This window comes from Parabacteroides caecihominis (assembly GCF_023656785.1).
GTDB classification, from domain to species: Bacteria; Bacteroidota; Bacteroidia; order Bacteroidales; family Tannerellaceae; genus Parabacteroides; species Parabacteroides segnis.
Genome location: NZ_JAMOKS010000002.1, coordinates 230219 through 242611, shown reverse-complemented (window position 1 = coordinate 242611; position 12393 = coordinate 230219). Strand labels below are relative to the sequence as shown.

The 12393-nt window shown below is 44.3% G+C and carries 10 protein-coding genes; 3 read left to right on the top strand and 7 right to left on the bottom strand.

The genetic code is table 11. The features are described 5' to 3' along the window. Positions 1–55: 55 nt before the first annotated feature. Positions 56–1069, top strand: coding sequence for an ATP-dependent 6-phosphofructokinase (locus NBH14_RS02075; protein ID WP_009860665.1), 1014 nt, complete (start codon positions 56–58; stop codon positions 1067–1069). 4 nt (positions 1070–1073) lie between these two features. On the opposite strand, the gene rnc is transcribed toward NBH14_RS02075, so the two are convergent. The 3 genes from rnc to NBH14_RS02060 are packed head-to-tail and all read right to left on the bottom strand — an operon-like array spanning position 1074 to position 3513. Continuing rightward, the gene (gene rnc, locus NBH14_RS02070; RefSeq protein WP_128132738.1) at positions 1074–1988 is read right to left on the bottom strand and encodes a ribonuclease III; all 915 of its coding nucleotides are present in this window, start codon (positions 1986–1988) and stop codon (positions 1074–1076) included. Between the two features lies 1 nt (position 1989). Beyond that, on the bottom strand, positions 1990–3255 hold the full coding sequence (fabF, locus tag NBH14_RS02065) for a beta-ketoacyl-ACP synthase II (RefSeq protein ID WP_128132739.1): 1266 nt from the start codon (positions 3253–3255) through the stop codon (positions 1990–1992). A gap of 21 nt (positions 3256–3276) precedes the next feature. Further along, positions 3277–3513: an acyl carrier protein gene (locus NBH14_RS02060; RefSeq protein ID WP_009860668.1), complete on the bottom strand. Its 237-nt coding sequence runs from the start codon at positions 3511–3513 to the stop codon at positions 3277–3279. Between the two features lie 154 nt (positions 3514–3667). On the opposite strand from NBH14_RS02060, the gene purN reads away from it, so the two are divergent. Continuing rightward, positions 3668–4231, top strand: a complete 564-nt coding sequence (gene purN / locus NBH14_RS02055) for a phosphoribosylglycinamide formyltransferase (RefSeq protein ID WP_009860669.1) — start codon at positions 3668–3670, stop codon at positions 4229–4231. Positions 4232–4309: 78 nt separating this feature from the next. On the opposite strand, the gene NBH14_RS02050 is transcribed toward purN, so the two are convergent. Together NBH14_RS02050 and NBH14_RS02045 are read right to left on the bottom strand one after the other, a co-directional pair. Then, a complete protein-coding gene (locus tag NBH14_RS02050) occupies positions 4310–7123 on the bottom strand; it encodes a TonB-dependent receptor (protein ID WP_186958049.1) in 2814 nt (937 codons plus the stop codon). A gap of 18 nt (positions 7124–7141) precedes the next feature. Beyond that, positions 7142–8320 carry a DUF4925 domain-containing protein gene (locus NBH14_RS02045; RefSeq protein WP_186958050.1) on the bottom strand — a complete coding sequence of 393 codons (1179 nt, stop codon included), beginning with the start codon at positions 8318–8320 and terminating at the stop codon, positions 7142–7144. A gap of 413 nt (positions 8321–8733) precedes the next feature. Here NBH14_RS02045 and NBH14_RS02040 point away from each other — a divergent pair, with 413 nt between their 5' ends. Then, on the top strand, positions 8734–9975 hold the full coding sequence (locus tag NBH14_RS02040) for a glycosyltransferase (protein WP_186958051.1): 1242 nt from the start codon (positions 8734–8736) through the stop codon (positions 9973–9975). Positions 9976–9983: 8 nt separating this feature from the next. Here the strand turns inward: NBH14_RS02040 and NBH14_RS02035 are convergent, their stop codons facing one another. Continuing rightward, positions 9984–11183, bottom strand: coding sequence for an MFS transporter (locus NBH14_RS02035; protein ID WP_186958052.1), 1200 nt, complete (start codon positions 11181–11183; stop codon positions 9984–9986). A gap of 22 nt (positions 11184–11205) precedes the next feature. Next, positions 11206–12309, bottom strand: a complete 1104-nt coding sequence (pdxB, locus tag NBH14_RS02030) for a 4-phosphoerythronate dehydrogenase PdxB (protein ID WP_186958053.1) — start codon at positions 12307–12309, stop codon at positions 11206–11208. Between the last annotated feature and the right edge of the window lie 84 nt (positions 12310–12393).

Sequence of the window (12393 nt, the reverse complement as noted above, 5' to 3'; positions counted from 1 at the left end):
ATGTAGGCATTCTCTTTTTATTTATATCTTTGTCGTATACATAATTAACAAAACAATGAAAATAGGTATCCTTTCTTCGGGAGGTGATTGTCCCGGTATAAACGCAACGATTCGTGGTGTCGGTAAAACTGCCATAATGCATTATGGTATGGAAGTGGTCGGAATTCATAGTGGTTTTGTTGGCTTGTTGAACAAAGATATTCAATCGTTCGACGAGCGTAGTCTTTCCGGTATACTGAACCTGGGCGGAACGATCCTGGGTACTTCCCGCGAAAAACCGTTCCGTAAACTACTCGCCTCCGGTGAAAGTGAAAAACCTCAGGTTATTATACAGAATTATGAAGAATTAGGATTAGACTGTCTGGTCTGTATTGGTGGAAACGGTACACAGAAGACAGCCGGAATGCTTTCTGCCCTTGGTTTGAATATTATTGGTGTTCCTAAAACAATCGATAATGATGTGTGGGGAACGGATATAACGTTCGGTTTCGATACGGCTGTCAATATTGCGACGGATGCGATCGACCGTTTGCATTCTACTGCCAGTTCGCATAAACGGGTCATGGTAGTGGAGGTAATGGGACATCATGCCGGCTGGATCGCTCTTTATGCCGGAATGGCGGGAGGTGCGGATGTGATACTGCTTCCCGAACTGGGATATGATATGGACAAAGTAAACCAGACGATTCTCGACCGTGCCCATCGTGGCAAACCCTATTCGATTGTAGTCGTTGCCGAAGGAGTGGAAACGCCCGATAAGAAGCGTCCTTCCGATTATATCACCCGTACGATTGAGGCGGCAACCGGAATAGAATCCCGTGATACGGTGCTGGGATATATCCAGCGTGGCGGTAATCCTTCACCTTTTGACCGTAATCTGGCTACCCGCCTGGGAGGACATGCGACGGAGTTGATTGCCAACCGTCAGTTCGGGCGTATGGTCTGCATGAAAGGAAATAATGTGGAATCGATAGCCTTGTCGGAAGTGGCCGGCAAATTAAAACTGGTCACTCCGGAACATGATCTGATCGTTCAGGGAGAAAGAATGGGGATTTCGTTCGGTAAATAATTAATTACCGAACTTCTTCATTGATTGTGGCATCGATACACTGCGTACTATTACTTATTGTTTGCTTGACCGGAGCCTGTTCCTGCTCCGTTGTCGAATCTTCCTCCGGAAGATCTTCAAACTCATGCTCGGCAGTTGTTTCGCCGGTCTGTTTCTTTTTCAGTTCGGAAATGAATTGCTGGAATACTTTATCCGTACGCAATTTCTTGATTGCCATCTTAGCAGCGTTCTGCTGTGACTCCTTTTTGGAATAACCGATACCGACGCCTATTTGTGTGTCGGCCAGTGTGACGCCCGTTTGGAAGACCGGATTGCCGTCATTGTCGGTGAACGATTCTATCAATTCGAATGTAATTTCCAGTTTATTTTTCTGGCTCCATTCTATCAGACTGGATTTGAAGTTTACTTCTTTACGGGCGATATTATCCAGGTCGATGTATTTATTGATGATTACATCTTCTACAAAATGATAACACATGCGGTATCCCTGATCCAGATAGATTGCTCCGATCAGTGCTTCCAGTGCATTGCCATACATATGATTATTGTGAGAACTCAGTTTGGCTGAGTAGACAACCATCTTGTCGAGTCCCAGTTCAACGGCTACGCGATTGAGTGTTTCGCGTTGAACGATTTTGGAACGGGTGTTGGTCAGGAAACCTTCCCGTTTATTTTGAAAATGTTTGTATACAATGTCTGCCACGACGGCATCCAATACGGCATCACCCAAGAACTCCAGTCGTTCGTTGTTCAGCCATTTTCCATCGCTGGCTTCCACAGAGGAAGATTTGTGCAGGAAGGCCTGTTCGTAAACGTGGATGTTATCGGGGTAAAATCCCAGTATTTTATATAAAGAAGAATAAGGCTCCTTATTCTTATGTTTGAGGAGCCTTATCTTTTTGTATAATTGTGTAAACACTTTACTTCACAAATTTTTTTACAATCATGCTGGCATTGTGACCACCGAACCCGAAGGTATTGGACAGTGCTGCGTTAACCGTTCTTTTTTGTGCTTTATTGAACGTGAAGTTCAGATTGTAATCGATTTCAGGATCATTGTCTCCTTCTTCATGATTGATAGTCGGAGGAACAATATCTTCATTAACAGCCATAATACAAGCAATTGCTTCCAATGCTCCGGCTGCACCCAGTAAGTGTCCAGTCATAGACTTCGTTGAGCTGATGTTCAGCTTATAGGCATGTTCGCCGAATACATCCAGAATAGCTTTCGCTTCCGAGATGTCTCCTACCGGAGTAGAAGTACCGTGAACATTGATATAGTCTATCTCTTCCGGTTTCATCTCTGCGTCTTCAAGAGCATTCTTCATCACCAGTTTTGCACCCAGACCTTCCGGATGAGAAGCTGTCAGGTGGTAAGCGTCTGCCGACATACCTGCACCGACAATTTCACCATAGATCTTAGCGCCTCTGGCCAATGCATGTTCCATCTCTTCAAGAATCAGACAGGCTGCACCTTCACCCATTACAAATCCGTCGCGACTTGCGCTGAATGGGCGCGAAGCTGTTTCCGGTGATTCGTTTCGGGTTGAAAGAGCGTTCATCGCATTAAAACCGCCAAGACCGGGAGCCGCAATAGCAGCTTCTGCACCACCTGTAACAATTGCATTTGCTTTTCCTAAGCGAATGTAGTTGAAAGCATCGGCAATAGCATTGGTTGAAGATGCACATGCTGAAACAGTCGCAAAGTTCGGACCACGGAAACCGTACATCATTGAAATATGTCCTGCTGCAATATCTGCAATCATTTTAGGAATGAAGAACGGGTTGAATTTCGGACCGATCGTGTCTTTTGTTTTTTCATAACTGGCAACTTCTTCTTCAAAAGTCCTGATACCACCGATTCCGGCAGCGAAAATAACACCGATACGATCTTTATTCTCATTCTCCAAGTCCATAGCTGCATCTGCAACAGCCTGTTTGGCTGCGCTGATAGCCAATAAACTATAGCGGTCGCATTTGCGAGCTTCCTTACGGTCCATCACCTCTAACGGATCAAAACCTTTAACTTCGCAGGCAAAGTGCGTTTTAAATTTTGATGCATCAAAATGAGTAATAGGTCCCGCTCCACTCTTCCCGTTGATAAGGCCCTCCCAGGTTTCTGCGAGGGTATTACCAAGAGGAGTAATGGCTCCAAGACCTGTTACTACAACTCTTTTTAATTCCATACCTTTAATTAAAAGGATTGATTACTTCGCGTTAGCTTCGATATAAGCGACTGCATCGCCTACTGTTGTAATCTTTTCTGCCTGATCATCAGGAATTGAAATACCGAATTCTTTTTCGAATTCCATAATCAACTCTACAGTGTCAAGAGAGTCTGCTCCTAAATCATTAGTAAAGCTCGCTTCGTTTGTAACTTCTGTTTCTTCAACACTTAATTTGTCAACGATGATAGCCTTTACTCTAGATGCAACTTCAGACATAACTTTTTCAATTTAGATTAATAAATACGAATATACTTTTTAAATTTGCAGTGCAAAGAAAAGAATTTTTTATGTTACAAAACAAATTTAATGCACTAAAAATGCGGAAAACTGCACATTTTTTCTTTTCGTGTGCACTAAAACATAGGAAAATATGAAAAACGTAGCAATTTTTGCCTCCGGTTCGGGTACAAACGCGGAAAATATCGCCCGGTACTTCTCTAAAAGTGAAACCGTTAAAGTCGCGGTTGTTTTGTCCAATAATAAGAATGTGGGCGTTCATGCACGCGTCAATAATCTGGGAATTCCGTCTTTTGTGTTTTCCCGCGACGAATTTGTGGAAGGAACCCCTATCTTGGCGAAACTGGCGGAATATCAGATCGATTTGATTGTTCTGGCTGGTTTTATGAATAAGATTTCAGATGCATTGCTGACTGCTTATCCGGGTAAAATCATCAATATCCATCCGGCTCTGTTACCGAAACATGGCGGAAAGGGTATGTATGGGATGCATGTGCATGAGGCTGTCGTTGCTGCCGGCGAGAAAGAGTCAGGCATAACCATACATTATATAAATGAGAATTACGATGAAGGTGATATCATTTTCCAGGCTAAATGTGAGGTATTGCCTGCCGATACCCCTGAAGAAGTGGCTACTAAAGTGCATGCATTGGAATATGCTCATTATCCGCATGTGATTGATGACTTATTGAAATAGTAAGAAAAAGGTATAAAAAATTAAGCCCTGCCGGATCAAGAAATTACCGGCAGGGCTTTTCATCTATTAGTGGTTTAATCAGAATGTCATGTTCAATTGCATCACATAAGTGCGTGGTGCCGATACCAGCATCGGGCGTGTGCAATATTCTTTATTAAAGAGATTGTTGATCATAAACTGGAATGACACGTCTTTCGTTATCTTTACGCCGGCACGTAGGTCGACTACACAATAGTCCGTATTCTTTTCTTTCCAGTATGTATTAAGCGTTTCTCCGCCGATATTTCCATACAGCAGCTGACGGATATACTCCATGGCATCCGGCTGTTCTTTTTCGCGCTCGTCTACCATCAGATAATCGACTGCCAGCATCTTACTCTTCCAAGTCATATTCATACCCAGATTCAGGCGTTTCCACTGGAGATCAAGCACACCTTTCACCGTGTGTTTCTGACGATATTTCAGATATTTGGAATCGTTGGATTTTTCCTTGGCACGGAGAGGGTCATTGTATTGTGCTTCGATTTCATTCTTTTCCTTGTAATCGATATCCTCGGGTTCGATGAAAACATATCCCAGGTTATAAGATAACTTGGTGTCGGGATTGAAGTTGTAGAAACCGTTTGTACTTATCTCTGCCCCATAGATGCGTGCTTTGGATACATTGTAGAATTGTGCACCGATACCCGGCATCTGACCTTTGGCAATGATACCCAGGATTTCCTGTGTGCTGTTGGCATAGGCATAAGAGTTGGGGTCGAAGAAGCCGAAACGGAATTCGATCATGTCCGTATATTGCGTATAGAAACCGGCCACATCGAAGAATCCCATCAGATTACCGAATTTATATCCTTGTTTGAAACCCAGTTCTGCATTTACCCCTTTTTCTGCCTTTACTTCATTGTTCGGGAATACACCGACTCCACCGATATCCTTGCGGGCATATTTCTCGGTCAGAGAAGGATAACGATAGCCTTGTCCGAAGCTGGCCCGGATGAAGCTGTAATCAGCCAGTTGGTAGTTTAAGCCTGCACGGAAGATCGGTTTGACAGGTACTTTAGCTCCGAATATCTTTGTGTCGGCTTCACGAAGGAAATCGTCCACACGATAATATTCGGCACGCATACCGGCAGACACGCTCAGACGGTCGAAAAAGCGTTGGTCATACTGGAAGAACAGGGCTGCATTGTCGCTATCGTGATTGCCTGTCGTTACAGAGGTACTTCGCATGTGCTCATAAGTGGCTCCAGCTGTGATCTGTGTACCGTTGTCCCATTTTTTGTTGAACTGGTAATCCAGATAATACGTATAATTCTTGTCGATGGTTACCGGGTCAGCTTTCGGGTTGATCGCATTGGACAACCAAGGGATTAGGTCGGAGGTGTTGCTAGGAATACCGCGTTTCATCACCCATGAAAGCAAGTCGCAGTAATCGGCTGTAGTCGCTGTCGGGAAAATGCTTCCCAACAGATTGGTTGTTCCGTTTACCAGTCCGTTCAGGTCGCCTTGCAAAGCCGGCTGGATGATTGGATAGAGCATGCTGTAATCGCCGTTTTGTACGTTTTGCACAATACCGGTAATGACATTGACATCAGTACCCATATTTCCCAAAATGTCCGTGATCGACTTCCCGCTGTTCGAGCCGTCTGCTATATTGTCACCGCGGTAATAGAAGCGGGCCTTTACCTTGTGGGAGGTATTATTATTCGGGTTTGTGAAATTAAAGAACGGGTCGATGTAGAAGGTATTTGCTTCGCGTCCCATATTGGCAATGGGAGACGGTTCATAAACATCTTTCGGCGAACGCCAGAGGAAGAAATCGGCATATTTGTCGCTCATGAAGTTTACGTTGAAACCATAGTTCAGCAAATTACCGTCTTTCATCGGTTGATGGTAAGTCAGGTTACCGCCGGCACGAAACCGTTTGTTGTAACCTTGTTTTTTATATCCTTCGTCGGTAAACATATTCAGTCCGGCCGATACGTCGAAGTTTCCGATGCGGCGGGCATGTGAGAAGTCTATCCCTTCATAAATCGGGTTGCGGATACCCGAGAATACGTTTTTACGCAAGAATGGCTCTACCTCATATTTACCTTCTTTCCAGAAAGATTTGTCGCTCCACCGGTATTCCTCGTTGTCGGGATCGCCGTAAATACCTAAATAAGCACGCAAGGTCGTTACCGGTGTCAGGCTTGGCCGTTTGGTCCGGATGTTGATTACACCATTCAGGGCAGACGAACCGTACAGCACGGAAGAGGCCCCTTTCATAACTTCCACTTGTTCGATATTTTCTAGCGGAACGATATTCCAGTTAATGATTCCTGTACCCGAAGTAAGCGCACTCATTCCGTCGATCAGCACAAGACTTCGTGAACCGACGCCGTAGGTCCAGCCGTTACCGCCACGGATAGAAGGCTGTTTGTCGTTGATATCGACTCCCGGCATTGTATTTAGTGTGGCACTCAGGTCGGTTGGTGCTTGCTTGGTAATGTCTTCGGCCTTCAGCAAATCCATGGAGACGGTGACATTACTTAGTTTTTGTTCAAAACGTCCGGCACTGACTACCACATCTCCCAACAGGTTGGCTTTTACCTGCATGAATATATTTCTTGTCTTCGTTTCATTCCGGTTGATTACTACCGGCACCTGTTCGTTCTCATAACCGATGTAACTGAACAGCAGGTCGACACCCCCTTCCGGAAGGTTGATCTGATAAGAACCGTCTGCCTCGGAAATTGTACCGTTTGTTTCTCCCGTGATCCTTTTATAAGTAATGTTGACTCCGGCCAATGGTTCATTGGTCTCTTTGTCATATACGAACCCTTTCATGATCTGTCCGAAAGCGGGAGCCGTCAGGAAGGCTAGTAAAAATAGTATTGTATATTTTTTCATGTCTGTACTCTTTATTTATTATTGTATCTCCTTTTGTTTGCTCAACATCATGCCTAGTTCCAGTGTTTCTGTTTGTTGCAGGATGCCGGAAAGCATTTCAAGCAAAGATGTTATCATCGGTCCCATCGGTCCGCCAAGTATTTCTTCCGGAAGAAGATCTTTTATTAAGGGTAACAGCGGAAGGAAAGCTGCAATTTCATCTTTATCCAGATACAGGAATATATCTCCCTTATAAGCGATTTGTCCGCCCATGCTGCTGTAAGGGGCTTCCGAATTTTTGCGGATATTCATCCGGATACCGGTAGTACTCCATTTATTAAGCTGCTGGTAAATGGCCGCGATAACGGAAGCATCGAGGCCGCCGTCTGCCTTAGTCTTATTCTGTTGAATCTGGTAAAGAATCATATCGATGTTGGGGACTATATAAAGTTCCGAGTCGTCTTTTACATAATAAGAAGCCAGATTGATCGGCGAAGTGAGCCATTCGCTCTCTTTTCTGTTCGGGGGAGTATTTATCAAGTCTCCGATAGCTTTGCCTTCCGGCATGGTGGCGTAGCGGGCTGTGATATTGCCATCCGGATTGAAAGAGACTTCATTGATAAACCAGCAGATCAGGTTTCCTGCAATAGGCTCCAGTATGGGAACTACCTGTCCCAGAAGAGCATTATCAGTTACCATATGAAAGGCATGGCGCATCAAAGTATATTCTCCCAAAACAGGGTCTGTTTCAGTAGATTCCCCACCTTGCACCGGATACCATGTTCCATTTGAAGTCAGTTGGTTCGATGCTATTTTTACATCGGTCAGATCGAGTGTCATCTTGCCTTTTTCAACATTTCCTTTATAAGCAAAAGTAGTGCCGTTGTTTCCGGTTCCGTTTCCTGAAAAAGAGTAACTGTTGCTTCCGGAAGTAACTGCTACGTTCTCCAGCAATGTTGTGGCTTCCCCGGGGAGGACGTAATGCAGTGTAATGGTTGCCGCATTGTTATCGGTTAGTTTGAAAGATACATCCTTACCGATGAACTCACGTCCACTGTAAGTCAGGTTCAGTGTATTGCCACCTTCCGGTGTGCTCAACTTATTGGAATAGATTCCGTTTAATTCGGAACCGCCATCATCATCATTGTCATCGCAGGCAAACAGGAAAGGGACCATGCAGATAACATAAAGAAAGTTGCGCAATAAATACTTGTTCATTTACTTTTCTTTTTATTGTTTAATTTTGATGATACAAAGTACTGATATAACTTTGTACCAAACAATAGCTATATTTCAGAATCAATATTCCATTATTAAGAATTGACCTTTTGATGGTATAATAACTATCTGTATATTAGTGTATGGTAAAATGACATTATTAATAATAGAATATCGAATGTGAAAAATAGACATTGACGGATATGTTTATATCTCCTTTCTTTGTTCTCATTATGTTAATGAGTATATTGTTAGGATTTTTAGCCTTTTTGGTCCGGATGCTTTTTAAAAGGAAGATAGCAGATAAAAAGGTAAGTGAGGCTTGTGAGGTAAAAGAACAATGTCTCCCGGATGGCAAAGAAGGCAAAGAAGTCTGATTTGTGATGAAAAAACTACGTGTAAAATATTGAAGAATGAAAATACTGCTTGTAACAAGAGGATCGCAAGGCGATGTACTGCCTTATCTGGCTGTAGCCCGCGAGTTGGTTAAACGGGGTCATGAGGTGACGGTAAATATTCCCCATGTTTTTGAGGAAATGGCAAAGAAATATCCAGTAAAAGTCGTTTTGCAGGATTTTGATAATATTGGCGGGATGATGGCCGACGCAGCCGAGAATAAACAGAGTTTCAAAAGGATTGTCGAGTGGACGCGCGATGCGATAGACAAACAGTTTGTGCAGGTAATTCCGCTTTTGGAACAGAACGATGTTCTTGTAGCTGCTAATACTGAATTTGCCGCTACGGGGATTGCCGCGTATTGTAAAAAGCCGTTCGTCCGCACTTCTTTTGCGCCTTTTCTTCCGGGCGAGAAAATGCCTCCTCCTGCTTTTCCTTATCCGAAACCCAATCCGATCATTACACCTAAATTGCTTTGGCTGATGATGAACCGGGTATCCAACTATATGGTGAAGGATACGATAAATAAGAACCGTCGGAAATACGGGTTGGCTCCAATCAGTAACTTTGGGGAGGATGCCGGAAAGAACAGCGATAACTTCTTATTATACAGCCGTTACCTGGGACATACCGATCCCGTCTGGGACAAACGTTTTCGCTGGAATATAGGCGGGTATTGTTTCAATGATACCTTTGAATATGATGAAGAGGCTTATCAGGAATTGATGGCATTTATCAAAAAGGAACAGACACCGGTTCTCTTTTTTACGTTAGGTAGTTGTACATCGAACGACCGGGAGCGCTTTTGCGGTATGCTGGCCCGTATCTGCAAACGGAAGCAATACCGGCTGGTGGTTGGTTCAGGTTGGGCAAAGACCGGAGAGACGTTGCAGGGGAATGAACAACTGTTCCTGATGCAAAAGCCGATTCCGCATCATCTGATTTTCCCTCATTGTGACGCTGTGATTCATCATGGAGGAAGCGGAACGACGCATAGTGTGGCACGTGCCGGGAAACCTCAGCTGATCACTCCTTTACTTCTGGATCAGCCTTATTGGGGGTATCGGGTCCAGGTACTCGGAGTCGGTCCGGAAAGAGTGAAGATCGCAAAGGTATCGGAAAGTGAACTGGAGCAAAAAATGGGTGATTTGATCAGCAATCCCGAATATAAAAAGAATGCGGCAATGCTCAGTGAGCAAATTGAAAGTGAAAAAGGAATCGAAAACATCTGTAATTATATAGAATCTTTGGCACGATAACCCGTTTTTTACCGCAGTTTGTTCCTGTTGAAATGCGGTCCAGCCTTGAAGATAAAAAAGAAAGTGGATAAAACCGTCAGGCAGGCCCCAAACAGATATGCGTGGTTGAATCCGCCGAATTTCTGTGCGATGCTTCCGCCGATCATTAATCCGATTCCGATACCGACATCCCAGCTAGTGAGGTAAGTGGAAGTTGCCGTTCCGCGTTGGCTGTTGGGTGCCAGATTGACAAACAGGGTGTTGAATGCCGGAAACATGGTTCCGAAAGCAACACCTTGTGACAAAGCGATACCTATATATAAATAGGATGTGAATGCCGGATTCCATTTCATCAATGCATCGAGGGAAGCGAGCGCAAAGAAACTGGCGCATGCCAGATACATCCCCAATGTAATAACCAGTGTGATACGCCCTTTATCTACCTGCCGGCCGGAAAACAGCCTGGAAGTTGCGAGTCCGATCGCCATAAAGGTGAAATAAAGTCCCGAATTGACAGATATACCGATTTCCTCGGCATACATTGCCACATAGGTGGTTGTCATCCCGTAGGGAATGGAAAGCATCAGTAGTGATATTCCTGCCCAAAGACCTTTTACCAGGAAAAAGCGGTCGAACGAAATCGGTTCTTTCTTTATCGGTTGCTTGTAAGGCGTTTTAACCAGATAGGCCATGATAAATCCCAAGAAGCAGGAAACCAGCGAGCAACTGAAAATCACTTCATAACTGAAACTATTATGCATGAACAATCCGATCATCGGGCCGAAACTCATCGCCAGATTATTCGCCATCCCATAATATCCGATCCCTTCACCACGGCGTGAAGAAGGAAGAATGTCAATCACGATCGTATTACCCGATACCGTGACCATCCCGAATGCGAATCCGTGAAGAATACGCAGCACAATGAAAATACTCAACACGCTGGCAATCATATATCCGGCGAAGATAACCATGAATATGGCATATGCCAACAGATATAACGGGCGACGGGCAAAGGTATCCAGCAGATATCCGGAAAACGGACGGATACAAAGACAGGCTATCGTATAACAGGACAAGATAAACCCGATCATCGACTTATCCGTCATAAACCGTTCCTGTAAATAGAAGGGCAGGATTGGCAGTATCAGGTAAAATGCAAAAAACAGCAGAAAATTAGCCATTAATATGTAGCAAAAACCGGGTGATAATAACTTGTCTTTAGCCATTGCAGTGAATAGTAGAATGGTATTATTTGAAACCTAACTTATCAAAAAGTGCCCGCTCTTCTGTTGTCGCATTCTTTACCGTATAAGCGGCAAACTCCCGGGGGTGATGATAATTTGCCCGGAACCATTCGAACTTTTCCGGCGTTTCCCTCAGTGCTCTGTCTACAGCAAGCGGACTAAAACTTTTAAGTATTGCGTGTTCGATACGATGTTCCGTCACTCCGGTCAGATCGATAACAGGGTCGGCAGGCTCTGGCGGCATAACTTCTCTTAATTTCTCTATTTTCACACCGAAGAAACGTTCGATATTTTCCAGGCAGGTACGAGTCCCGTTGGCTTTGCCATCAGCGGAGAATCCGGCAATATGGGGGGTGGCAACGGCTGTAAGACTTAACAGTTCCCGGTCGATCGCCGGTTCGTTTTCCCAGCAATCTATCACTGCTTCGCTGATTTTTCCTGATTTCAGTGCTTTTATCAATGCCGTCGTATCGTGTACAGCTCCTCTTGAAGCATTTACAAACCAAGGCTTTTTCCGTGTTTTGTTGAAAAAAACTTCGTTGGCAAGGTGACGGGTTGCAAAAGGTCCTTCTTTTGTCAACGGTGTATGGAAGGTGATGATATCAGCTTCTTCTGCGATCGTATCCAGCGAAACGAATCCTGCTGCTCCCTCTTCTTCTGCTCGTGGCGGGTCATTACGCAAGATATGTAAACCGTAAGCCGTACACAGTTTTTCCAGTTCTTTCCCGACATGCCCTACACCGACTATCCCGATCGTTTTTCCTTGAAGCGTTTCTCCTCTGCGAAGGGCTATCGTGATAAGTGAAGCCAATACGTATTGTGCAACCGAGACAGCATTGCAGCCAGGAGCATTTTTCCAGGTGATACCTGCTTCATCACAATATTTTATGTCGATATGATCGAAGCCGATGGTCGCTGTGGTGATCAGTGTGACACGACTACCTTGGAGCAATTCGCGTGTACATTTGTCGATGCTTCGTACAATGAGAGCATCTGCGTCGTGGATGGTTGAAGGAGTAAACTCGTTTGAGTTGAGGTATTTTACTTCTGCTACTGGTTCAGCAATACCTTTCAGGTAGGGAACCGTGTTATCTGCTACTATTTTCATCGTTGCCAGTTTATGTGCTACAAAGGTACGATTAAAAAATCGAGAATGATCCGGAACACGATAAAACTTGGTATGGTTACCTTA